This window comes from Pseudomonas sp. QS1027 (assembly GCF_002814235.1).
In the GTDB taxonomy this organism is placed as follows: domain Bacteria; phylum Pseudomonadota; class Gammaproteobacteria; order Pseudomonadales; family Pseudomonadaceae; genus Aquipseudomonas.
The window spans coordinates 15,330-38,005 of sequence record NZ_PHSU01000010.1 but is presented as its reverse complement, the minus strand read 5'-3'; the positions used below and the strand labels follow the sequence as shown (position 1 = coordinate 38,005).

The 22,676-nt window shown below is 62.5% G+C and carries 19 protein-coding genes; 14 read left to right on the top strand and 5 right to left on the bottom strand.

From position 1 onward, the window contains the following. Positions 1-44: 44 nt before the first annotated feature. The 4 genes from rsmA to CWE01_RS10810 are packed head-to-tail and all read right to left on the bottom strand — an operon-like array spanning position 45 to position 5,953. Positions 45-863 carry a 16S rRNA (adenine(1518)-N(6)/adenine(1519)-N(6))-dimethyltransferase RsmA gene (gene rsmA, locus CWE01_RS10825; protein ID WP_100940527.1) on the bottom strand — a complete coding sequence of 273 codons (819 nt, stop codon included), beginning with the start codon at positions 861-863 and terminating at the stop codon, positions 45-47. Further along, positions 860-1,849 (bottom strand): 4-hydroxythreonine-4-phosphate dehydrogenase PdxA, encoded by a 990-nt coding sequence (gene pdxA / locus CWE01_RS10820; protein ID WP_100940526.1) that lies wholly within the window; start codon positions 1,847-1,849, stop codon positions 860-862. Before pdxA ends, rsmA begins: the two co-directional genes overlap by 4 nt. Beyond that, on the bottom strand, positions 1,846-3,162 hold the full coding sequence (locus CWE01_RS10815; protein ID WP_100940525.1) for a peptidylprolyl isomerase: 1,317 nt from the start codon (positions 3,160-3,162) through the stop codon (positions 1,846-1,848). The genes pdxA and CWE01_RS10815 overlap by 4 nt, the downstream gene beginning before the upstream one ends. Continuing rightward, the gene (locus tag CWE01_RS10810) at positions 3,143-5,953 is read right to left on the bottom strand and encodes an LPS-assembly protein LptD (RefSeq protein WP_100940524.1); all 2,811 of its coding nucleotides are present in this window, start codon (positions 5,951-5,953) and stop codon (positions 3,143-3,145) included. The genes CWE01_RS10815 and CWE01_RS10810 overlap by 20 nt, the downstream gene beginning before the upstream one ends. A 130-nt stretch (positions 5,954-6,083) precedes the next feature. On the opposite strand from CWE01_RS10810, the gene CWE01_RS10805 reads away from it, so the two are divergent. From CWE01_RS10805 to CWE01_RS10795, 3 genes are read left to right on the top strand one after another with little or no spacing between them, the layout of a single operon-like run. Next, on the top strand, positions 6,084-7,109 hold the full coding sequence (locus CWE01_RS10805; RefSeq protein ID WP_100940523.1) for an aminoglycoside phosphotransferase family protein: 1,026 nt from the start codon (positions 6,084-6,086) through the stop codon (positions 7,107-7,109). Then, entirely contained in the window at positions 7,106-7,780 is a 675-nt protein-coding gene (gene murU, locus CWE01_RS10800; RefSeq protein WP_100940522.1) for an N-acetylmuramate alpha-1-phosphate uridylyltransferase MurU, read from the top strand. The genes CWE01_RS10805 and murU overlap by 4 nt, the downstream gene beginning before the upstream one ends. Before the next feature lie 2 nt (positions 7,781-7,782). Next, a complete protein-coding gene (locus CWE01_RS10795) occupies positions 7,783-8,550 on the top strand; it encodes a TerB family tellurite resistance protein (RefSeq protein ID WP_100940521.1) in 768 nt (255 codons plus the stop codon). A 10-nt stretch (positions 8,551-8,560) separates the two neighbouring features. Here the strand turns inward: CWE01_RS10795 and CWE01_RS10790 are convergent, their stop codons facing one another. Further along, positions 8,561-9,550, bottom strand: a complete 990-nt coding sequence (locus CWE01_RS10790; RefSeq protein ID WP_100940520.1) for an alpha/beta hydrolase family protein — start codon at positions 9,548-9,550, stop codon at positions 8,561-8,563. A gap of 230 nt (positions 9,551-9,780) precedes the next feature. On the opposite strand from CWE01_RS10790, the gene CWE01_RS10785 reads away from it, so the two are divergent. The 11 genes from CWE01_RS10785 (at position 9,781) to CWE01_RS10735 (ending at position 22,667) form a co-directional block, all read left to right on the top strand. After that, on the top strand, positions 9,781-12,174 hold the full coding sequence (locus CWE01_RS10785; protein ID WP_100940519.1) for a PAS domain S-box protein: 2,394 nt from the start codon (positions 9,781-9,783) through the stop codon (positions 12,172-12,174). A gap of 40 nt (positions 12,175-12,214) precedes the next feature. Continuing rightward, positions 12,215-12,844, top strand: coding sequence for a response regulator transcription factor (locus CWE01_RS10780; protein WP_100940518.1), 630 nt, complete (start codon positions 12,215-12,217; stop codon positions 12,842-12,844). 251 nt (positions 12,845-13,095) lie between these two features. Further along, positions 13,096-14,220: an ABC transporter ATP-binding protein gene (locus tag CWE01_RS10775; protein WP_100940517.1), complete on the top strand. Its 1,125-nt coding sequence runs from the start codon at positions 13,096-13,098 to the stop codon at positions 14,218-14,220. 69 nt (positions 14,221-14,289) lie between these two features. Next, entirely contained in the window at positions 14,290-15,330 is a 1,041-nt protein-coding gene (locus tag CWE01_RS10770; RefSeq protein WP_100940516.1) for an ABC transporter substrate-binding protein, read from the top strand. A gap of 83 nt (positions 15,331-15,413) precedes the next feature. Then, positions 15,414-16,661, top strand: coding sequence for an ABC transporter permease (locus tag CWE01_RS10765; RefSeq protein WP_100940515.1), 1,248 nt, complete (start codon positions 15,414-15,416; stop codon positions 16,659-16,661). A 12-nt stretch (positions 16,662-16,673) separates the two neighbouring features. Continuing rightward, positions 16,674-17,498, top strand: coding sequence for an ABC transporter permease (locus tag CWE01_RS10760; RefSeq protein ID WP_100940514.1), 825 nt, complete (start codon positions 16,674-16,676; stop codon positions 17,496-17,498). 246 nt (positions 17,499-17,744) lie between these two features. Continuing rightward, entirely contained in the window at positions 17,745-18,893 is a 1,149-nt protein-coding gene (locus CWE01_RS10755) for an iron-containing alcohol dehydrogenase (protein ID WP_100940513.1), read from the top strand. 117 nt (positions 18,894-19,010) lie between these two features. Further along, complete coding sequence (gene rpe, locus CWE01_RS10750) at positions 19,011-19,685, top strand: ribulose-phosphate 3-epimerase (protein ID WP_100940512.1); 675 nt, start codon at positions 19,011-19,013, stop codon at positions 19,683-19,685. Further along, the gene (locus tag CWE01_RS10745; protein ID WP_100940511.1) at positions 19,682-20,500 is read left to right on the top strand and encodes a phosphoglycolate phosphatase; all 819 of its coding nucleotides are present in this window, start codon (positions 19,682-19,684) and stop codon (positions 20,498-20,500) included. Before rpe ends, CWE01_RS10745 begins: the two co-directional genes overlap by 4 nt. Before the next feature lie 72 nt (positions 20,501-20,572). Continuing rightward, positions 20,573-22,060, top strand: a complete 1,488-nt coding sequence (gene trpE, locus CWE01_RS10740; protein WP_100940510.1) for an anthranilate synthase component I — start codon at positions 20,573-20,575, stop codon at positions 22,058-22,060. Positions 22,061-22,073: 13 nt separating this feature from the next. Next, positions 22,074-22,667 carry an aminodeoxychorismate/anthranilate synthase component II gene (locus CWE01_RS10735; RefSeq protein WP_100940509.1) on the top strand — a complete coding sequence of 198 codons (594 nt, stop codon included), beginning with the start codon at positions 22,074-22,076 and terminating at the stop codon, positions 22,665-22,667. Positions 22,668-22,676: the final 9 nt, after the last annotated feature.

The window sequence follows — 22,676 nt, the reverse complement described above, 5'->3', positions numbered from 1 at the left end:
CGGGTAGTAGGCCAGACATGGACGCTGGCCCGCTACCCGTGAAATCAGTTGACGTCGGGGGCCGTGACGACCTGCTCGCTGAGTTTGTCGGCCAGGCGCACGAACGCGGCCAGGTCGAGCTGCTCCGGGCGCAGGCTGCCGTCGACCCCGGCGGCTTCGATCTCGGCATTGCTGAGCAGGGCCTTGAGGGTGTTGCGCAAGGTTTTACGGCGCTGGTTGAAGGCTTCGCGCACGACGCGCTCCAGCAGTCGGTGATCCTTGGCCGGATGGGGCAGGACGGCGTGGGGCACCAGGCGCACGATGGCCGAGTCGACCTTGGGCGGCGGGTTGAAGGCGCCCGGGCCGACGTTGAACAGGTGTTCCACGCGGCAATGGTACTGGACCATGATCGACAGGCGTCCCCAATCGCCGCCGCCCGGGCCGGCGGCCAGGCGCTCGACCACTTCCTTTTGCAACATGAAGTGCATGTCGCGAATCAGGCTGGCGTTGTGCAGCAGGTGGAAGATCAGCGGCGTGGAGATGTTGTAGGGCAGGTTGCCGACCACCCGCAGGCTGTTGGGAGCCGGGTTCAGGCTGGTGAAGTCGAACTTCAGCGCGTCGCCCTGGTGCAGGTTGAAGTTGGCGTGGTTGCCGAATTGCTGGTTGAGGATCGGTACCAGATCCTTGTCCAGCTCGACGACATCCAGCTGTGCGCCGCTATTGAGCAGGCCTTCGGTCAAGGCGCCCTGGCCCGGGCCGATTTCCAGCAGGCGGTCTTCGGCCTTGGCATGGATGGCGCGCAGGATACGGTCGATCACGCCGGCGTCGTGCAGGAAGTTTTGCCCGAAACGCTTGCGCGCCCGGTGTTGGTATTGCTCGGTCATAAACGGGTCTCGGCCATCTGGTAGGCGGTTTCCAGGGCGACTTGCAGGCTGCCGGTATCGATGTTGCCGCTGCCGGCCAGGTCCAGGGCAGTGCCGTGGTCCACCGACGTGCGGATGATCGGCAAGCCCAGGGTCACATTGACTGCGGCGCCGAAACCTTTGTATTTCAGCACGGGCAGGCCCTGGTCGTGGTACATCGCCAGCACCGCGTCGCAGTGCTCCAGATATTTGGGGTTAAACAGAGTGTCGGCAGGCAGCGGGCCACGCAGGTCCATGCCCTCGCCGCGCAAGCGCTCCAATGTCGGTTCGATGATGTCGATTTCTTCGTGACCCAGGTGCCCGCCTTCGCCGGCATGGGGGTTGAGCCCGCAGACCAGGATACGAGGGTTGGCAATGCCGAACTTTTCCCGCAGGTCGCCGTGCAGGATGCGGGTGACCCGCTCCAGGCGCTCTGGGGTAATCGCATCGGCGACTTGCCGCAGGGGCAGGTGGGTGGTCACCAGGGCCACGCGCAGTCCTCGGGTCGCCAGCAGCATCACCACCTGGGGGGTATGGGTCAGGTCGGCGAGGAATTCGGTGTGGCCGGAAAAGGCGATCCCGGAGTCGTTGATCACGCCTTTGTGCACGGGGGCGGTGATCATGCCGGCGAAGTCGCCGTCCAGGCAGCCTTGACCGGCACGGGTCAGGGTTTCCAGGACAAAGGCGGCATTGGCCTGGTCCAGTTGCCCGGCGACGACCGGGTTCGCCAGCGGGGTGTCCCAGACATACAGGCTACCCGCCGCCGCCGGTTGGTCGGGCCACTGGCCCGGCGCCACAGGCAACAGATTGACAGCCACGCCCAGTTGCGCGGCCCGCTCGGAGAGCAGGTCGCGGCTGGTAATGGCAATCAGGGGGTAAGGCTGGGGTTGCGAGGCGAGTAGCAGGCAAAGGTCTGGACCAATGCCCGCCGGCTCGCCGGGTGTCAACGCGAAACGCCGGGGTTTCACTTTGGCGCCTGTTCCGCGCCGGGGAGCTTGATTTCAACGTAGGCTTCGTCGCGGATCTGACGCAGCCAGGTTTGCAGCTCTTCATCGTATTTGCGGTTACGCAGCACGGTCATGGCTTGCTGTTCGCGCGCCTGGGTGGTGCTGTCGGTGGCGCGACGGCCAAGGACTTCCAGGACGTGCCAGCCGTATTGGGTCTTGAACGGCTTGGACAGTACGCCTTGCGGGGTCTTGGCCATCACTTCGCGGAATTCCGGTACCAGTGCGTTCGGGTCTACCCAGTTCAGGTCGCCGCCGTTAAGCGCCGAGCCCGGGTCTTCCGAGAAGCTCTTGGCCAGGGTGGCGAAATCTTCGCCGTTGGAGATCCGCTCGTAGAGCTTCTCCGCCAGGGCTTGGGTTTCAGCTTCGCTGCGAATGGCGTTGGGCTTGATCAGGATGTGACGAACATGCACTTCGTCACGCATCTGCGTCTCGCCACCGCGCTTCTCCAGGACCTTCAGGATAATGAAGCCCCCTGGGGTGCGTGTCGGTTCGCTGATGTCGCCAATCGCCATGCTGCTGAGCATGCGGTCGAACGGGGGTGGCAACTGAGCCGGCTTGCGCCAGCCCATGTCGCCGCCTTCCAGGGCGTTATCGCTACCGGAGTGGGCAATGGCCAACTGACTGAAGTCAGCGCCTTGCTTGAGTTGCCGATAGAGGTCCTGGGCCTGGGCCGCGGCGGCCTGGATGGCTTGCGAACTGGCGCTGTCCGGGGTCGACACGAGGATGTTGGCCAGGTGCATTTCTTCGGAGAGCTGCATCTTGCCCAGGTCCGAGGCGAGGAAGTTCTTCACTTCCTGTTCCGACACCTGGATCCGTTCGGCGACACGGCGCTGACGCACACGGCTGATGATCATTTCCCGACGAACCTGGTCACGGGCGTCCTCATAGGAGAGGCCGTCGTGTGTCAGGGCTGCACGGAATTGATCAATGCTCATGTTGTTGCGCTGGGCAATGGTGCCGATGGCCTGGTTCAACTCATCATCGCTGATGCGAATACCCGAGCGCTCGCCGATCTGCAATTGCAGGTTTTCGACGATCAAGCGGTCCAGGACCTGTTGGTCGAGGACGCTGGTAGGCGGCACGCCGCCACCGCGTTTGGCGATGGTCTGCTGAACCTCGTGGACGCGCTGGTCCAGTTGGCTCTGCATGATCACATCGTTGTCGACGATGGCCACGACGTTGTCGAGGGGCTGCACAGCGGCGTGAACCGCTGCACTCAGGACCAGCGCGCCCAGCATCAGCGGGCGCAGACAATCAGAAAGCTTGATCTTCACGTTCACGATAACCTTGGATACCTTTGTCGAGGAAGCTCTCTACCTTGTTGCCCATGACGCCACCCAGGCCCTTCAGGACAAACTGAAGGAAGATGCCGTGGTCGCCTTGTTCGTTTTGTGGAGCCAGTTGACTGTATTCGTCGTTCTGGACCCAGTAACGGCTGATCAGGCGCAGTTTCCAGCAGCAGTTGTCATATTCGAAACCACCGAAGGCTTCCAGTGTACGGTTGCGGTTGTAGTCGTACTGCCAGCGGCTGATGACGTTCCACTGCGGCGCGACCGGCCAGATGACCGAGAAGTCGTGCTGCTCGATCTTGTAGTAGTCCTTCACGTAACCGGGTTGGCCAGGTACGCCGTAGTCGCCGCCGAACTGCCATTGGCCGGTGTTCTGGTTGTAGATCACCTGGTCGTTGCGATAGCGATAGCCGGCGTTGATGACCTTGTTCGGGTTGTCTTCAGGCTGGTAGTGGAACATTGCACTGCCGGAGCGCGGACTGTGGCTGACCGGGTCCCAGTTGTAATCGGCGGTTGCGCGCCAGTCACGGTTGAAGTTGTAGGCATACTCCAGGGCGTACGGCGAGACATTGGTCTTGGCGTCAGGGCGGGTGTTGAAGTCAACGCCCGGCAACTGCACGGTACGATCCTTGAAGTACAGCGCCTGGCCGATGCTTACACGCTGACGTTCGAAACCGTTGTCTTCGATCCAGCGGCTGGTGACGCCCAGGGACAGCTTGTTCTCGTCGCCAACGCGGTCGTTGCCGACGAAACGGTTGTCACGGAACAGCGAGGCATAGTTGAAGCTGGTTTCGCCGGTGTCAAACACGGGAATATCTTGCTGGTTTCTCTCCGGTACATAGAGATAGAACAGACGTGGTTCCAGGGTCTGGCGATAGTTGGTGCCGAACAGATCAGTGTTGCGGTCGAAGTACAGGCCGCTGTCGATGCTGGCGATGGGGACGCCACGGCTCTCTGAGCTGTTGTAGGTTCCGCCGACGTAAGTCGTGCCGGCTTGGGCCGCTGCGAACTGAGCGTTCACGATATCGGCCTTGCCCTGCGATCCAAGGTCCAGATCGTATTGGGTGTACTGGTACTTCAGGGATGGCGTGACAAAACCATAGGTCCAGTTGAGTGGCAGGTTGACTCCGGGCTTGAGGTTCAGGCGGTCGCCGTTGGCGCGGGACAGGCCGGTCACGTTGGTGTCCAGGCGCGGCGAGACGTTGCCATCCTTGTCGGAGAAGGTGCCGGTTTCCAGGCTTCGCTCGAAGCGAACGGCTTCAGTTTCATAGGTGAAATTGAGGTCTGCCGGATGATAGGGCAGGCTGCCGTTGAAGGTGATCTGTGGCAGGCGGTTGTACGGTGTGATAACCGCCACGCTCGCCAGCTCATAGGCCTGCACATTCAGCTGGGCGGTGAAGTTATCGCCGCGATAGCTGGTCGTCGCCTGCTGATTCACATAGTCGACGCCTTTGACACCGACCAGGTTGGTCTGCAGATCCTGGAGGTAGTACGGATCACTGATCTTGGTGTAGTCGACCGTGGTCAGTACCCGCGAATCCAGGCCGCCCTTGTGCTGCCAGTTGACCAGGTAGCGATCGGTCGCGGCGTCCGACTGCAGGGAGCGATCGTTGCTCTCGTCGTTCAGGTACGCGCCGCCGACCTGTCCTTCGCTGGACTTGGTCAGGTAACGGAACTCGCCCTCGGTCAACAGACCGCGCTTGCTCATGTAGTGTGGATACACCGTGGCATCGTAGTTCGGTGCCAGGTTGAAGTAGTAAGGCGTGGTCAGGTTGAAACCTGACTTGCTGTCGCTGGAGAAACTCGGCGGCAGGAAACCGGACTGGCGACGGTCGTCGATCGGGAAATAGATGTACGGGGTGTAGAAGACCGGGAAGTCCTTGACGCGCAAGGTTGCGTTGGTCGCCGTACCGAAGCCGGTCGCCGGGTTCAGGGTGATGTTATTACCCTTGAGCTGCCAGGCGTTGCTGTTCGGTTCGCACGTGGTGTACGTACCGTCCTTGAGGCGAATGATCGCGTTTTCGGCGCGCTTGGCGTACAGCGCGTTACCGCGCACCCGCGACTTGTGCATCACGTATTCGGCGTTGTCGACCCGCGATTCGCCCGTGTCCAGCTGCACCTCGGCATGGTCACCGACCAGCAGGGCACCCTGGTCGCGAACGCGAACGTTGCCGTTCAGCTCGCCACGGTTTTCAGCCTGGTACAGGCTGGCCTCGTCGGCCTCGACCTGCATGCTGCCCTGGCGCATGACCACGTCGCCGGCCAGTGTCGCGACCTGCTTGTCCTGTTCATAACGCGAGGCCTTGGCCCCGATGAAGGTCGGTGCATCACTTTTATTCGTCGTGTCATTCATGCCAGGACGAATTGGTTCGATATAGGAACCAGAGCAATAAGGACCGGCTTCGGCCAACTGGGCAGGCGTGAGCTTGTCACGCGGGACCCAGTCGAGGTGACTGTAGTCGGCACTGCGCGACTTCAGCCCACGGCCCTTGGCCTCGGTGACCAGTACCGGGCCCGCAGCCTTCTCGCTGCTGGAACCGCTGTCAGCCGGGGCAGCAGTGCCCAAGGCTTCGGCGTTGCCGTCATGCACGGGACGCGGCGGCAACTGGGCCGTGGTGGTTTTGGGCGCACAGTCCCAGGCACCGGAAGCAGAGACGGAACAGTCATACTGTTCCGCGGCGACCGCGAACGGGGTGGCAAGAGGTTGCAGAGCCAGCAAACCGCCGGTAACCAGCAACGGAAATTTTTTACGAAACGCGGGGGATTTCAATGCCATCTTATTAGTCCGGGCTTCCTGCGTGCCATCTGCCCGCGGTGGGGGTCACACGCCTATCGATGGTCAGAAAAAGATGCTGGATAATAAAGCAACACCCGCTTGACGGCTAGCGTCGTCGGAGACCCATGTAATGCCTGACCAAGATGTACGCTTGCAACACCTGAAAGTTTGGCTGGATCGGCAGTTGGAAACGCTCTTTCTGGCCGAAGGCTGGGGCGCCATCCCCCCGGCCACGTTGACCGCGGCCAGTAGTGACGCGAGTTTCCGGCGCTATTTCCGCTGGGAGGGCGAGGGCCGTAGTCTGATCGTGATGGACGCTCCGCCACCCCGGGAAAACTGCAAACCCTTCGTGGATATCGCCCATTTGCTGGCGAAATCCGGAATCAACGTGCCGAAAATTCACGCGCAGGATCTGGAAAACGGTTTTCTTTTGCTCAATGACCTGGGCAACCAGACCTATCTGGACGTGATCGACAGCGACAACGCCGATGGCTTGTTCGCCGATGCCATCGACGCCTTGCTGGCCTTCCAGCAACTGCCGATGGACAGCGAACTGCCGAGTTATGACGTGGCCTTGCTGCGCCGTGAGCTGGAACTGTTCCCCGAGTGGTACGTGGGGCATGAGCTGGGCCGCGCGTTCGATCCCGCGCAGTTGGCGATCTGGCAGCGGGTCAGCGACCTGCTGATCGACAGCGCCCTGGCCCAGCCGAAAGTGCTGGTGCACCGTGACTATATGCCGCGCAACCTGATGGCCAGCGAGCCGAACCCCGGCGTGCTGGATTTCCAGGATGCGGTCTATGGGCCGGTGACCTACGACATTACCTGCCTGTTCAAGGACGCCTTCCTCAGTTGGCCCGAGGCTCGGGTGCGTGGCTGGCTGCAGGATTATTGGCAGCGAGCGGCGGATGCCGGTATTGCGGTGCAAGCCGATTTCGAGGAATTCCTGCGGGCCAGCGACCTGATGGGCGTGCAACGTCATCTGAAAGTGATCGGGATCTTTGCGCGCATCTGCCATCGCGATGGCAAGCCGCGTTATCTGGCGGACGTGCCGCGTTTCTTTGCTTATATAGAAGCCGTGGTGGCGCGCCGTCCGGAGCTGGCCGAACTGGGTGAGTTGCTGGTCAGCCTGCGTCAGCCGGCGGGTGCCGCGGTATGAAGGCGATGATCCTGGCCGCCGGCAAAGGCGAGCGGATGCGTCCGTTGACCTTGCACACCCCCAAGCCGCTGATCCGTGCCAACGGCACGCCGCTGATCGACTATCACCTGCGCGCGCTGGCGGCCGCCGGCTTCACGGAGGTGGTGATCAACCACGCCTGGTTGGGGCAGCAGATCGAGGACTACCTCGGCGACGGTTCCCGCTACGGCTTGAGCATTGCCTATTCGCCCGAGGGTGAGCCGCTGGAAACCGGTGGCGGCATTTTTCGCGCGTTGCCGCTGTTGGGCGATGAGCCCTTCCTGGTGGTCAATGGCGATATCTGGACCGACTACGATTTTGCCTTGCTGCGTCGGCCGATCACCGGCCTGGCGCATCTGGTCATGGTCGACAATCCGCCACACCACCCGGCCGGGGGCGACTTCAACCTGCTCGACGGCCAACTGCATGACGGTGGGGCTCTGGGCGAGAAGCTGACCTACAGCGGTATTTCAGTCCTGCACCCGCAGCTGTTTGCCGCCTGCACGGACGGCGCCTTCAAGATCGCGCCGCTGTGGCGCGAGGCCATGGCGCGGGGGCTGGTGAGTGGAGAGCATATGCACGGACACTGGGTGGATGTCGGCACCGTGGAGCGCCTGGCGCAAGTCGAGCAATTGTTGAAAGAGAGACACTGATTATGTTGTGGCCAGGGACTCTGATTGGAGCCGGGGCGGGTTTTGCTATCGCCAGTATTCCGGGGGCCATGTTGGGCGCGTTACTCGGGCAGGCGCTGGATCGGCGCCTGCAATTGCACAGCCTTGCCCATTTGCGCGAGCGTCTGGGAGGCAGGCCGGCGTTGCGCAACGATGAATTACTGTTTGTCTTGTTGGGCCGACTGGCCAAGAGCGATGGGACGGTGGTCGACGGACACATCCAGCAGGCGCGCGAGGAAATGCGTCAACTGGATATGCACGATGCGGCGCGGCGCCGGGCGATTGCCGCGTTCAACCGCGGCAAGTCGGGGCGTGATCGACTGCGCGGCTACCTGAACCATCTGAAGGACCAGCCCCATGCCGCCGAAGGTGTGTTGCGGGCGTGCTGGCGAATGGTCTGGGCCGACGGTCGGATCGGGTCGAAGGAGCGCGAGCTGATCATGCTCTGGGGCAGATGGCTGGGTTGGACCCGCCACCAGGTCCAGGCCCTGGCCCATGACTACGAGCCCGGGCGCAAGGTGCTGTCGAACACGACCGGGACTTATGAGGAGGCGCTGGTGTTATTGGGCGTGGCGGCCAACAGTGAGCCCGCGCAAATCAAGCGGGCATATCGGCGCCTGCTCAGCCGCCACCACCCGGACAAGATCGCGGGCAGTGGCGCGACGCCTTTACAAGTGCGCGAGGCCACGGAGAAAACCCGCGATCTGCACAATGCCTATGTGCTGATTCGCGAGCGAAGGGATTTCCGTTAGGCGCTACGTTTCAGAGACTGCCCACATCCTGTGGGTTCAACCAGCCACGGATGCGCCGGAACAACTGCTCCTGCCCGGCGTTGCCAGGCAGGGCCTTCAGCGCAATCTGGTTGTAGCTCGAGGTTTTTTGCCGTTTGCTGGCCTGCAACCGCTCCAGCGCGGCTTTGCGATCCAGCGGCTGGTCCTGGTAGAAGAAATCCGCGGTCGCCAGTTTCAGTCCGGGGGTGATCTGGGCCAGGTTCTGTGGGGCACTGGTTGGCGTCTGCGCGGCCACCAGCAGCAGTTTCTGGATCTGTGGCGAGGGCTTTTCGCTCATGTAGCGGGCGGCCCAGTAAGCGCCGGTGCCATGGCCCAGGAGGACCACGCTGCGGGCATTTTGCTGTTTGGCGTAGGCAATCGCTGCATCGATTCGTGCGAAGATCCGTTCGGCATCGGCCTTCAGCTGATCTTCAGCGGTTTGCGCGGCAGCCTGGTCGACCACCTCGGCTTCGGCGCTGGCCGCCTGTTCGATGGGTTTGGCCGTGGTGCTGGCGTCCTTGCTGTTGCTCGCGGTCGCCGCCGGTGCCTTGGGCGCTTCGGCTACCCGTGGCTGGATTGCATCGCTTTGCAGGTCCGGCAGGGTCAGGCTCAGGCTGCTCCACTGGGCATCCGGGAACTTGCGTCGCAACGGGCCGATTGCCTGGGGCCAGTCAGCGGTTTCGCCGGCACCGGGAATCAGGATCACCGCGCCCAGGGGCGAAGAGGTGTTGGCCGGTTTCCACAAGGCCAGGAAGCTGTCGCCGCCGGCTTGCAGTTGCTGTTGCTCCTGCTGGGGCACTTGGCGCTCCAGCGCGGTCGCGTCTTCCTGGCTGCGCTCGGGCAGGGGCTGGCGTTCCACCGGCTTGTCGGCGGGTTTCTGCGCCGGGGCTGGCGTCGGGTCGGCGGCCATGACGGGCGCGGCACAAGGTAGTATCAGCGACAGGCACAGCGCAGGCAGTGCCAGGCGGTAGAGAAGGGGCATCGGATTTTCCAGGCCAGAGTCATCCTGGCAGCCTAGGGTCTGTACGAGAACTCGCCGAGCGGCGATCAGGCAAGGCAAAAACAGGCGAGGAAGCGCAGTTTAGTCCACTAAATGAGCATTACTCACTTCGCTCGCCCGAGCCTGCTTTTAACGCAGCATGATCGTCGCGCAGGCCGTTATCGTACAGAGCCTAATGGGTTGGTCAGCATTTGTCAGTGTGTGAGCGTCGAATGATACGGTTTTTCTGCCTGTGGGTTATCGGCTGTTTGTGTTTTCCCTTGATTGCCTGGGCGGCGCCTGCTTCCCATGGGCAAGGGGTTGTCTTGTCCGGCGAACAGCGCGAGTGGCTCGACCAGCACCGCGAGTTGCGGGTCGGCCTGGTCCTGCAGGCGCCCTATGCGCAATACGACCGTCGGTTGCAGCGCTTGTCCGGGGCCAATGTGGAGCTGATGGCCTGGGTTGCCAAGAGCCTCGATATCGAGCTGACCTGGCGTAACTTTCCCGATCAGGCGCAACTGGAAAAAGCCTTGCGCGAGGGCGAGATCGACCTGGCGCCGGGGCTGACCCAGACCCCGGCGGGGCTGCGTCTGTGGCTGTTCTCCGATCCTTATATGCGGGTGCCGCAACTGGTGGTGGGCGAACGCAACGGTGCTGGCGCCGTGGAACTGGAAAAGCTCGACAGCCAGACCCGCGTAGCCGTGCGCATGCCCAGTACGGTCGCCGATTACCTGCGCAATACCTATCCCAATCTCAATCTGCAGGGCGTGCCGCTGGAGCGCCAGGCCCTGCAATTGCTGACGAGCCAGCAGGCGCGCTACGCGGTGATCGATGAGGCGCAGCTCAGTCGCCTGTCCAATGAAGAAGAGTTCGCCGGGCTGGCGGTGGTCGGCGATATCGGCTTGCCGCAGCTCCTGCGGGTCGCGACACGGCGCGACTGGCCGGAACTGGCGGGTATCGTGGAGAAGGCTTTGCATGCGATCCCGGCGCGGGATCTGGAGCAACTGCATGCCCGCTGGCTGCAACCGAAGTACCCGCGCCTGACCGAGTCGCCTGGCTTCTGGCAAAACCTCTGTCTGCTGCTGGCGGTGCTGCTGCTGGCGGGCCTGGCCATCATCTTCTGGCTACGTCGTCAGCAGCACAGCCTGGAGCATGAGCTGCTCGCGGCCCGGGAAGCCATCGCGCGGCGTGAGGCGAGCGAAGAAGCCCTGCGCCTGACCCAGTTTTCCATCGACCAGAGCACGGTGGGGATTCTCTGGGTCAATTGGGACAGCCATGTCCGTTATGCCAACCGGGCGGCGGAAGAGATGCTCGGTTATCCACCGGGCGGGTTGTTCGACCGGCCCTTGATCGACTTCGAGCCCAACCTGCACATGGACCGCTGGCTGAACCTGTGGAGGCGCGCCCGGGCCAGTGAGGACGGACCGCAAAGCCTGGAAACCCAGTGTGTTCGTGCCGATGGCAGTATCCTGCCGGCCGATGTGTCATTGAGCTTTTTGCGCTTTCGCGAGGGCGAATACCTGGTGGTCTACCTCAACGACGTCACCGAGCGGCGCCGTGCGCTCGCGGCGGCGCAGGAAAGCGAAGCGCGCCTGAAGGCGATAGCCGCCAATGTGCCGGGCCTGGTGTTCCGCCTGGAGCGTGTGCCGCTGACCGGCGAGCTGCATTTTCCCTATATCAGCGAAGGCAGCGAGAGCCTGGTCGGCTATGCCCCGGCGACCCTGCGCCGGCAGGAGATCGGCTTGCGCAGCCTGGTGCATCCGGACGACAAGGCCGGCTACCACCAGACCCAGGATCGGGCGCTGGAGGCGGACAGCGACTGGTCCTGGCAAGGCCGGATCATGACCCGCGAAGGCCGGCAGCGCTGGGCCGAGATCAAGGCTATCAGCCGTCGGCTGGAGGATGGCACCGTGGTCTGGGATGGCATCGTCTGGGATATCAGCGAAAGCAAGCGCATCGAGCTGGAACTGGCGGCGTCCCGTGAACAGTTACGCGAGCTGTCAGCCCACCTGGAGAGCGTCCGTGAAGAGGAAAAGGCCCGAATCGCCCGGGAAGTTCATGACGAGTTGGGCCAGATGTTGACCGTGCTCAAGCTGGAAACCTCCATGTGCGAGCTGGCCTATGCCCAGCTCGACCCCGGCTTGAATGACCGGCTCAACAGCATGAAAAAGCTGATTGCCCAGTTGTTCCAGCTGGTCCGGGATGTGGCGACCGCCTTGCGCCCACCGATTCTCGACGCCGGCATCGCCTCGGCCATCGAGTGGCAGGCCCGGCGCTTCGAGGCGCGGACCCAGATTCCCTGCCTGGTGCAAGTACCGGAACATCTTCCGGCCCTCAGCGACGCGAAGGCCATTGGCCTGTTCCGTATCCTCCAGGAAGCACTGACCAATGTGATGCGCCATGCCCAGGCGCATACTGTTGAACTGACGCTGGTCATTGAAGGCGAGGATTTATGCCTGACCATCAGTGATGATGGCGTAGGATTCGTCCCCGTCAGCGGCAGGCCGACCTCCTTTGGGGTGGTGGGCATGCGTGAGCGGGTGCTGATGCTTGGTGGCACGTTGCGCCTGGAAAGCGTGGTGGGTGAGGGGACGACCCTCTGCGCACGGGTGCCGCTGGATGTGTAGGCCTTGATAGCGGTTCAACTGATTCAACCTGGAGATAAACGTGATCCGCGTACTGGTAGCCGAAGACCACACCATTGTCCGCGAGGGCATCAAGCAGTTGATCGGTCTGGCCAAGGACCTGTCCGTGGTGGGTGAGGCCAGCAATGGCGAGCAACTGCTCGAAGTCCTGCGCCATACGCCCTGCGAAGTGGTCCTGCTGGATATCTCGATGCCCGGCGTCAATGGCCTGGAGGCGATCCCTCGGATTCGCGCGTTGAACAATCCTCCGGCGATCCTGGTGCTGTCCATGCACGACGAGGCACAGATGGCCGCGCGCGCGCTCAAGGTCGGTGCCGCCGGCTACGCCACCAAGGACAGCGATCCGGCACTGTTGCTGACGGCGATCCGCAAGGTCGCGGCCGGCGGTCGCTACATTGATCCGGACCTGGCCGACCGGATGGTCTTCGAAGTCGGCCTGACCGATTCGCGGCCACTGCACGCCCTGCTCTCGGAGCGCGAATTCTCGGTTTTCGAGCGCCTGGCCCAGGGCGCCAATGTCAACGACATCGCCCAGCAACTGGCCTTGAGCAGCAAGACCATCAGCACCCACAAGGCGCGGCTGATGCAGAAACTCAACATCACTTCCCTGGCCGAACTGGTGAAATACGCGATGGAGCACAAGTTGCTCTGAGCCGGCTCCTACAAAAGAAAACCCGCGCGCATACCCATTAGCGACAGCTCTCGGCGGCCCTTTGACGCTGTGCCGGGCCTCCCCGTCGAGAACCGCCTGCCGGCATATCCAATCCCGCCATCCTTGTAGGGCAATCCCTACCCCAATTCTTCCAGACGGCTGAGGCCAATCTCTCCCGCCCCCCGATTTGCGCTGCCGCGAGCCTTCACTAGGCTAAGCCCCACGGCAGTCCAAAACAAAAAGGTGAGGGTATGAGCGAGGTTGATTCAAGCGCTGGGGCGAACGATGTACTGGTCAGCTTTCGTGGCGTACAAAAAAGCTACGACGGTGAGAACCTGATCGTCAAAGACCTCAACCTGGACATTCGCAAGGGCGAATTCCTGACCCTGCTCGGGCCTTCCGGCTCCGGCAAGACCACCAGCCTGATGATGCTGGCCGGGTTCGAAACCCCGACCGCCGGCGAGATCCTGTTGGCCGGACGCTCCATCAACAATGTTCCGCCGCACAAACGCGACATCGGCATGGTGTTCCAGAACTACGCCCTGTTCCCGCACATGACCGTCGCCGAGAACCTGGCGTTTCCGTTGACCGTGCGCGGCTTGAGCAAGACCGACGTCAGCGAGCGGGTCAAGCGTGTGCTGGGCATGGTCCAACTCGACAAGTTCGCCCAGCGCTACCCGGCGCAGTTGTCCGGTGGCCAGCAGCAGCGGGTGGCATTGGCCCGGGCCCTGGTGTTCGAGCCCCAGTTGGTGCTGATGGACGAACCCCTCGGTGCCCTGGACAAACAGTTGCGCGAACACATGCAGATGGAAATCAAGCACCTGCACCAGCGCCTCGGCGTGACCGTGGTCTACGTGACCCATGACCAGGGCGAGGCCCTGACCATGTCCGACCGCGTGGCGGTGTTCCACCAGGGCGAGATCCAGCAGATCGCGCCACCGCGGACACTCTACGAAGAACCGAAGAACACCTTCGTCGCCAACTTCATCGGTGAGAACAACCGCCTCAACGGTCGCCTGCACAGCCACACCGGTGATCGCTGCGTGGTCGAGCTCGGCCGTGGTGAGAAGGTCGAGGCGCTGGCGGTGAACGTCGGCAAGACCGGCGAGCCGGTGACCCTGTCGATCCGCCCGGAACGCATCAGCCTCAATGGCTCCAGCGAGTCCTGCGTCAACCGCTTCTCGGGCCGTGTGGCCGAGTTCATCTACCTGGGCGACCACGTGCGCGTGCGCCTGGAAGTCTGCGGCAAGACCGACTTTTTCGTGAAACAGCCCATTGCCGAGCTGGACCCAGCCCTGGCCGTCGGCGACGTCGTACCTCTCGGCTGGCAGGTGGAGCACGTTCGCGCGCTCGATCCGTTACTGGATGCCAGCTGAACGCGGTAACCCAAGAGGCGAATCCATCGCCCCGTGCTTCACCAACCTGCACTGTGGAGAAAAGAATAAATGCTTAAATCCCTGAAATTCAGCGCCCTGACCCTTGGGCTGATGTGCGCGGCAAATGTCATGGCGGCGCCCGACCTGACCGTGGTGTCCTTTGGTGGCGCGAACAAGGCTGCACAGGTCAAGGCGTTCTATGCGCCGTGGGAAGCGGCGGGCAAGGGCAAGATCGTTGCTGGTGAGTACAACGGTGAGATGGCCAAGGTCAAGGCCATGGTCGACACCAAGAGCGTGTCCTGGGACCTGGTGGAAGTCGAGTCGCCGGAGCTGTCCCGCGGTTGCGACGAAGACATGTTCGAGCCAATCGATCCGGCGATGTTCGGCAAGGGCGAAGACTACGTCAAGGGTGCCATCCAGCCTTGCGGCGTGGGCTTCTTCGTCTGGTCGACGGTACTGGCCTACAACGCTGACAAGGTGAGCAGCGCACCGACCAGTTGGGCCGATTTCTGGGACACCAAGAAATTCCCGGGCAAGCGTGGCCTGCGCAAGGGCGCCAAGTACACCCTGGAATTCGCCTTGATGGCTGACGGCGTGGCGCCGAAAGACGTCTACAAGGTACTGGCGGGCAAGGATGGCCAGGACCGTGCGTTCAAGAAACTCGACGAGCTGAAGCCGAATATCCAGTGGTGGGAAGCCGGCGCGCAGCCGCCGCAGTACCTTGCTTCCGGTGACGTGGTGATGAGCTCGGCCTACAACGGTCGGATCGCCGCGGTACAGAAAGAAAGCAATCTGAAAGTGGTCTGGAACGGCGGTGTCTATGACTTCGATTCCTGGGCTATTCCAAAAGGCCTGAAGGGCGAGCGTCTTGAGGCGGCGAAGAAATTCATGGCGTTCTCGGTCATGCCGCAGCAGCAGAAGGTCTACTCGGAAAACATCGCCTACGGTCCGGCCAACACCCAGGCGGTCCCGTTGCTCGACAAGGCGATCCTGAAGGATATGCCGACCACCCCGGAAAACATCGCCAACCAGGTGCAGATCGACGTCGGCTTCTGGGCGGATAACGGCGAGCAGCTGGAACAGCGCTTCAACGCCTGGGCCGCGAAGTAACACAGCAGGTCCCAAGAACAACGGGCGGTGCGCCGAAACAGGGTGCCGCCCGCTGTAACAATAAAAGAATTCCGGAGTTCGCCATGGCCCTCACCGTTCCTCTGAACGAGGTCACCAGTCCCACCTTGAAGCAGCGCCTGGCGCGTGCCGAGCGGGTCAACCGCTGGAAGGCCCAGGCCTTGATTGCACCGCTGGTGCTGTTTCTGTTGCTGGTGTTCCTGGTGCCCATCGTGGCGCTGCTCTATAAAAGTGTCGGTAACCCCGAAGTGGTCGGCGCCATGCCGCGTACCGTGGTCGCCGTCGCCGCCTGGGACGGCAAGAGCCTGCCCGGTGAACCGGTCTACAAGGCCTTGAGCGAAGACCTGGGTGAGGCCCGCAAGAATCAGACCCTGGGCGATCTGTCCAAGCGCCTGAACATGGAACTGGCCGGCTATCGCAGCCTGCTGACCAAGACCGCGCGCGCCCTGCCGTTCAAGACTGAACCGGCCTCCTATAAAGAAGCACTGGAAGCCCTCGATGAACGCTGGGGTGATCCGGCGTACTGGCAGGCGATCCGGCGCAACACCAGCAGCATCACGCCTTATTACCTGCTGGCGGCCGTCGACCATCGGATCGACGACCTCGGCGAACTGGCCCCGGCCACGCCGGACCAGGCGATCTACCTCGACATCTTTGCCCGGACCTTCTGGATGGGCCTGGTGATCACCGCCATCTGCCTGGTGCTGGCCTACCCGTTGGCCTACCTGCTGGCGAACCTGCCGTCACGGCAAAGCAACCTGTTGATGATCCTCGTGCTGCTGCCGTTCTGGACTTCGATCCTGGTGCGGGTCGCGGCCTGGATCGTGTTGTTGCAATCCGGAGGTTTGATCAACAGCGCTCTGATGGCCATGGGTGTGATCGACAAACCCCTCGAACTGGTGTTCAACCGCACCGGTGTCTACATCTCCATGGTGCACATCCTGCTACCGTTCATGATCCTGCCGATCTACAGCGTGATGAAGGGCATCTCGCCGACCTACATGCGTGCGGCGATCTCCCTGGGCTGTCATCCGTTCGCCAGCTTCTGGCGGGTGTACTTCCCGCAGACCTATGCCGGCGTCGGCGCGGGTTGCCTGCTGGTGTTCATCCTGGCGATTGGTTACTACATCACCCCGGCCTTGCTCGGTAGCCCGAACGACCAGATGGTCAGCTACTTCGTCGCCTTCTACACCAACACCAGTATCAACTGGGGCATGGCGACCGCCCTGGGTGGCCTGCTGCTGCTGGCGACCGTGGTCCTGTACCTGATTTACAGCCGGTTGGTGGGCGCCAGCCGCCTGCGCCTGAGCTAAGGAGAATAAGAAATGCTGAGTCCCTACATGTCGCCCGTCGAGCGGGTCTGGTTCTACAGTTTGCGCATCCTGTGCGGGCTGATCCTGTTGTTCCTGATCCTGCCGGTGCTGGTGATCATCCCGTTGTCGTTCAACTCGGGCAGTTTCCTGGTCTATCCGCTGCAAGGTTTCTCGCTGCACTGGTACCAGGACTTCTTCGCCTCGGCGGAGTGGATGCGCGCCTTGCGCAACAGCATCATCGTCGCCCCGGCGGCCACGGCGCTGGCGATGGTCTTCGGGACCCTGGCAGCGATTGGCCTGACCCGTGGCGACTTCCCCGGCAAGCCGTTGGTGATGGCTCTGGTGATCTCGCCCATGGTGGTGCCGGTGGTGATCATTGGTGTGGCCAGTTACCTGTTCTTCGCCCCTCTGGGATTGGGCAACAGTTTCTTCTCGTTGATCGTGGTGCATGCGGTATTGGGCGTGCCCTTTGTGATCATCACCGTGTCGGCGACCTTGCAGGGTTTCAATCACAACCTGGTGCGCGCTGCCGCCAGCCTGGGGGCCTCGCCACTGACGGCGTTCCGCCGGGTGACTCTGCCGCTGATCGCGCCGGGGGTGATTTCCGGGGCGCTGTTTGCCTTTGCGACTTCGTTCGATGAAGTGGTGGTGACCCTGTTCCTCGCCGGCCCCGAACAGGCGACCCTGCCCCGGCAGATGTTCAGTGGCATTCGCGAGAACCTCAGCCCGACCATCGCCGCGGCGGCGACCTTGCTGATTGTCTTCTCGGTGATCCTGCTGCTGACCCTGGAATGGCTGCGTGGGCGCAGCGAGAAGTTGCGCACGACCCAGGTCTGAGAATGATCTCTTGAAAACACCACGGGACCTGTAGGCGCGGGGCTTGCCCGCGAAGCTTTTGGCGCCCTTGAGGGCCCCTTCACGGCGGTGCGGCGATCCGACAAGCCCTGCTCCTACAGGTTTCGTGGCGCTCATGGGAGCGCATTTCCCATTCACAACCTGAATTCATCTTCTGCATGACAGCGGAAAGCCAATCCCGGTTATGCTTGCCCGTGCCCTGATCATCACGACAAGAAGGCTGCGAGCATGAGCATTTCCTCATTCAAGATCGCCCATAAACTGATCACCGGCCGTGGCGCCATCGAGCAATTGGCCGATGAGCTGACCCGGCTGAATGTCGACCATCCGTTGATCGTGACCGATGCGGCACTGGTCAAGTCAGGGACGGTCGAGCTGGCGCTGGCTCACCTGGGCGGGCGCACCTATGAAATCTTCGACCGTGTACTGCCCGACCCGGAAATCGCCATTGTCGAGGACTGCATGCGGGCCTACCGCGAAGGTGGCCACGACGGCCTGATCGGCCTGGGTGGCGGCAGCGCCATCGACATCGCCAAAAGCGTCGGTGCCTACGCCGGTTATCACGGGGCCCTGGAGGATTTGTTCGGCAGCGACCAGGTGCCACGCAAGGGACCACCACTGATCGCCATTCCCACCACTGCCGGCACCGGCTCCGAAGTGACCAATGTCGCCATTCTCTCCGACAAGCAGGCCCAGCTGAAAAAGGGCATTGTCAGCGATTACCTGCTCCCGGATGTGGCGCTGGTCAGCCCGCAGATGACCCTGACCTGCCCGCGCAGCGTCACCGCCGCCAGTGGCGTGGATGCCATGGTCCACGCGATTGAAGCCTACCTTTCACTCAATGCCTCGCCGATTACCGACTCCCTGGCCATTGGTGCGATCAAGCTGATTGCCACGGCGTTGCCCAAGGCCTACGCCAACCCGTCCAACCTCCAGGCCCGCGAAGAAATGGCCACCGCGAGCCTGATGGCCGGGATGGCTTTCGGCAACGCCGGCGTCGGTGCGGTGCATGCCCTGGCCTATCCGTTGGGCGGACGCTTCAATATCGCCCACGGGGTCAGCAATGCCCTGTTGCTGCCCTATGTCATGAGCTGGAACAAGATTGCCTGTGTCGAGCGCATGCAGGACATTGCCATCGCCATGGGCGTCAATGTCAATGGTCTGAGCCTGATCGAGGCGGCCGACAAGGCCGTCGCCGCCATGACCGACTTATGCGCTGCAGTGGAAATTCCCGCCGGCCTCGCAAGCTTCGGCGTGCCCCTGGACGCGATCCCGGCCATGGCCGAGGAGGCGGCCGCTACCGAGCGCTTGATGCGCAACAACCCCCGCCGACTGAGTGCCGGGGACATCGAAAAGATCTATCGCGCGGCTTACTGAGGGCTTTGGCTCAAGCATTACGGGCTTGCATAGCCAATCGTCGCGGTCACGGTGGGCGGGGCAAAGCGGGCGGTATACAATGCCCGCCATCGTGATTCTGCTCAAAAAAGGTGCGTCATGCAGCCCTTCGTCATTGCTCCGTCGATTCTCTCCGCCGATTTCGCCCGCCTGGGCGAGGAAGTGGACAACGTGCTCGCTGCCGGAGCCGACTTCGTGCACTTCGATGTCATGGACAACCACTATGTGCCCAACCTGACCATCGGCCCGATGGTCTGCGCGGCACTGCGCAAGTACGGCATCACCGCGCCCATCGATGCACACCTGATGGTCAGCCCGGTGGACCGCATCGTCGGCGACTTCATCGAAGCCGGTGCGACCTACATCACCTTCCACCCGGAAGCCACGCTGCACGTCGATCGTTCCCTGCAACTGATCCGCGAAGGCGGTTGCAAGGCCGGCCTGGTGTTCAACCCGGCCACGCCCCTGGACGTGCTCAAGTACGTGATGGACAAGGTCGACATGGTCCTGCTGATGAGCGTCAACCCGGGTTTTGGCGGGCAGAAGTTCATTCCCGGCACCCTCGACAAGCTGCGTGAAGCGCGGGCCCTGATCGATGCCTCGGGCCGCGATATCCGCCTGGAAATCGACGGCGGCGTGAACGTCAACAATATCCGCGAAATCGCCGCGGCCGGTGCCGACACCTTTGTCGCCGGCTCGGCGATCTTCAATGCCCCGGACTACCGTGAAGTCATCGAGAAAATGCGCGCCGAGCTGGCGCTGGCTCGATCATGACCGTATTCGAGCAGCTTTTTCCGGGCCGTTTACCCAAACTGGTGATGTTCGATCTGGACGGGACACTGGTGGACTCGGTGCCCGACCTGGCCTTGGCGGTGGATAAAATGCTGCTCGCCCTCGGGCGTCCGGTGGCCGGGCTGCACGCGGTGCGCGAGTGGGTTGGCAATGGTGTGCCGGTCCTGGTGCGTCGGGCGCTGGCCGGTCATATCGATCACTCGGGTGTCGACGACGCTGAAGCCGAGCAGGCGCTGGCGATCTTCATGGAGGCCTATTCCGGTGGTCATGAGCTGACCCAGGTCTATCCCGGCGTACAGGAAACCTTGTCCTGGATGCACAAGCAGGGCATGGAGATGGCCCTGATCACCAACAAGCCGGAACAGTTCGTCGCGCCTTTGCTGGATGAAATGAAACTGGGGCGGTTCTTCCGCTTGATCATCGGCGGCGACACCTTGCCGCAGCGCAAGCCCGACCCGGCGGCGCTGTTCCATGTGATGAAAATGACCGGCATCCCGGCCTCGCAGTGCCTGTTTATCGGCGACTCGCGCAGTGATGTGCAGGCCGCCAAGGCCGCCGGGGTTACCTGCGTGGCCCTCAGTTATGGCTATAACCATGGTCGGCCGATCGCCGAAGAAGAGCCGGCCCTGGTCATCGACGATCTGCGCGCGCTGATTCCCGGTTGCCTGGAAGCTGGCGCTGAGATAATGTCGACGGATTCTGTTCAATCCCCTCCTGGAAACGCCATCGTGGTGGTCACTCGCAAACTCTGGATGAAAGTCATCAAGGCCCTGGCCCGCTGGCGTTGGCGCGCCTGACTTGATCCTGGCCGCTCTCATGCGGCGCGTTTGCATACCTGACTGTTCGACCCTCAAGCCACGAGGCATATCATGACCCGCGAAGAATTCCTGCGTTTGGCCGCTGCCGGCTACAACCGCATCCCGCTTGCCTGCGAAACCCTGGCCGACTTCGATACCCCGTTGTCGATCTACCTGAAACTGGCCGACCAGCCCAACTCCTACCTGCTGGAGTCGGTGCAGGGCGGCGAGAAATGGGGCCGCTATTCGATCATCGGCCTGCCGTGCCGCACCGTGCTGCGGGTGCATGACCACCAGGTCAGCGTGACCCACGACGGCGTCGAGATCGAGCGCTGCGAAGCCGAGGATCCGCTGGATTTCGTCGAGACCTTCAAGGCGCGTTACAACGTGCCGACCATCGCCGGGCTACCGCGTTTCAACGGCGGGCTGGTGGGTTACTTCGGTTATGACTGCGTGCGTTATGTGGAAAAGCGTCTGGGCAAGTGCCCGAACCCGGATCCGCTGGGCGTGCCGGATATCCTGTTGATGGTCTCCGATGCCGTGGTGGTCTTCGACAACCTGGCGGGCAAGATGCACGCCATCGTCCTGGCCGATCCGTCCCAGGACAACGCCTACGAGCAAGGCCAGGCACGCCTGCAGGAACTGCTGGAACAATTGCGCCAGCCGATCACTCCGCGTCGCGGCCTGGAGCTTGACCGGCCACCGGCTGCCGACCCGGTGTTCCGTTCGAGTTTCACCCAGGGCGACTACGAGCGGGCCGTCGATACCATCAAGGAATACATCCTCGCCGGTGACTGCATGCAGGTCGTGCCGTCGCAGCGCATGTCCATCGATTTCAAGGCGGCGCCCATCGACCTGTACCGGGCGTTGCGCTGTTTCAACCCGACGCCGTACATGTACTTCTTCAACTTCGGCGACTTCCATGTGGTCGGCAGTTCGCCGGAAGTGCTGGTGCGGGTCGAAGACAACCTGATCACCGTCCGTCCCATCGCCGGTACCCGTCCACGCGGTGCTACCGAAGAAGCCGACCGGGCGCTGGAAGACGATCTGCTGTCCGACGCCAAGGAGATCGCCGAGCACCTGATGCTGATCGACCTGGGCCGCAACGACACCGGTCGGGTGTCCGAGATCGGTTCGGTGAAACTGACCGAGAAGATGGTGATCGAGCGTTACTCGAATGTGATGCACATCGTGTCCAACGTCACCGGGCAACTGAAGAGCGGCCTGACTTCCATGGACGCGTTGCGGGCGATCCTGCCGGCGGGCACCTTGTCCGGGGCGCCGAAGATCCGCGCCATGGAAATCATCGACGAACTGGAGCCGGTCAAGCGCGGCGTGTATGGCGGCGCGGTCGGCTACTACGCCTGGAACGGCAACATGGACACCGCCATTGCCATTCGCACCGCGGTGATCAAGGACGGCGAGCTGCATGTGCAGGCCGGTGGCGGCATCGTCGCCGACTCGGTGCCGGCGCTGGAGTGGGAAGAAACGCTGAACAAGCGTCGCGCGATGTTCCGTGCTGTCGCCCTCGCTGAACAAACCCCCGCGTCCGACGCCTGAGGAGCTTTTTGTCATGTTGCTGATGATCGATAACTACGACTCGTTTACCTACAACGTCGTGCAATACCTCGGTGAGTTGGGCGCGGACGTCAAGGTCGTGCGTAACGACGAACTGACCGTGGCCGAAATCGAAGCCCTCAAGCCGGAACGCATCGTGGTCTCACCGGGCCCGTGCACGCCGACCGAGGCGGGCATCTCCCTCGAAGCCATCAAGCACTTCGCCGGCAAACTGCCGATCCTCGGTGTCTGCCTTGGCCATCAGTCCATCGGCCAGGCCTTTGGCGGCGATGTGGTGCGTGCCCGCCAGGTGATGCACGGCAAGACCAGCCCGCTGTTCCATGAAGGCAAAGGCGTGTTCGCCGGCCTGAACCTGCCGTTGACCGTTACCCGTTATCACTCGCTGATCGTCAAGCGTGAAACCTTGCCGGACTGCCTGGAACTGACCGCCTGGACCCAGCTGGAAGATGGCTCGGTCGACGAGATCATGGGCCTGCGTCACAAGACACTGAACATTGAAGGGGTGCAATTCCACCCCGAGTCGATTCTCTCCGAGCAGGGCCACGAGCTGTTCGCCAACTTTCTCAAACAGACCGGCGGCACGCGCTAAGGAGTTTTC

Coding starts and splice junctions, on each gene's coding strand:
- CWE01_RS10790 (WP_100940520.1), bottom strand. CDS start 9,550: ATGCCCCTTCTCTACCGCCTGGCACTGCCTGCGCTGTGCCTGTCGCTG.
- CWE01_RS10745 (WP_100940511.1), top strand. CDS start 19,682: ATGACCGTATTCGAGCAGCTTTTTCCGGGCCGTTTACCCAAACTGGTG.
- CWE01_RS10775 (WP_100940517.1), top strand. CDS start 13,096: ATGAGCGAGGTTGATTCAAGCGCTGGGGCGAACGATGTACTGGTCAGC.
- CWE01_RS10795 (WP_100940521.1), top strand. CDS start 7,783: ATGTTGTGGCCAGGGACTCTGATTGGAGCCGGGGCGGGTTTTGCTATC.
- CWE01_RS10770 (WP_100940516.1), top strand. CDS start 14,290: ATGCTTAAATCCCTGAAATTCAGCGCCCTGACCCTTGGGCTGATGTGC.
- CWE01_RS10755 (WP_100940513.1), top strand. CDS start 17,745: ATGAGCATTTCCTCATTCAAGATCGCCCATAAACTGATCACCGGCCGT.
- murU (WP_100940522.1), top strand. CDS start 7,106: ATGAAGGCGATGATCCTGGCCGCCGGCAAAGGCGAGCGGATGCGTCCG.
- CWE01_RS10760 (WP_100940514.1), top strand. CDS start 16,674: ATGCTGAGTCCCTACATGTCGCCCGTCGAGCGGGTCTGGTTCTACAGT.
- CWE01_RS10735 (WP_100940509.1), top strand. CDS start 22,074: ATGTTGCTGATGATCGATAACTACGACTCGTTTACCTACAACGTCGTG.
- CWE01_RS10805 (WP_100940523.1), top strand. CDS start 6,084: ATGCCTGACCAAGATGTACGCTTGCAACACCTGAAAGTTTGGCTGGAT.
- trpE (WP_100940510.1), top strand. CDS start 20,573: ATGACCCGCGAAGAATTCCTGCGTTTGGCCGCTGCCGGCTACAACCGC.
- CWE01_RS10785 (WP_100940519.1), top strand. CDS start 9,781: ATGATACGGTTTTTCTGCCTGTGGGTTATCGGCTGTTTGTGTTTTCCC.
- rpe (WP_100940512.1), top strand. CDS start 19,011: ATGCAGCCCTTCGTCATTGCTCCGTCGATTCTCTCCGCCGATTTCGCC.
- CWE01_RS10810 (WP_100940524.1), bottom strand. CDS start 5,953: ATGGCATTGAAATCCCCCGCGTTTCGTAAAAAATTTCCGTTGCTGGTT.
- rsmA (WP_100940527.1), bottom strand. CDS start 863: ATGACCGAGCAATACCAACACCGGGCGCGCAAGCGTTTCGGGCAAAAC.
- CWE01_RS10765 (WP_100940515.1), top strand. CDS start 15,414: ATGGCCCTCACCGTTCCTCTGAACGAGGTCACCAGTCCCACCTTGAAG.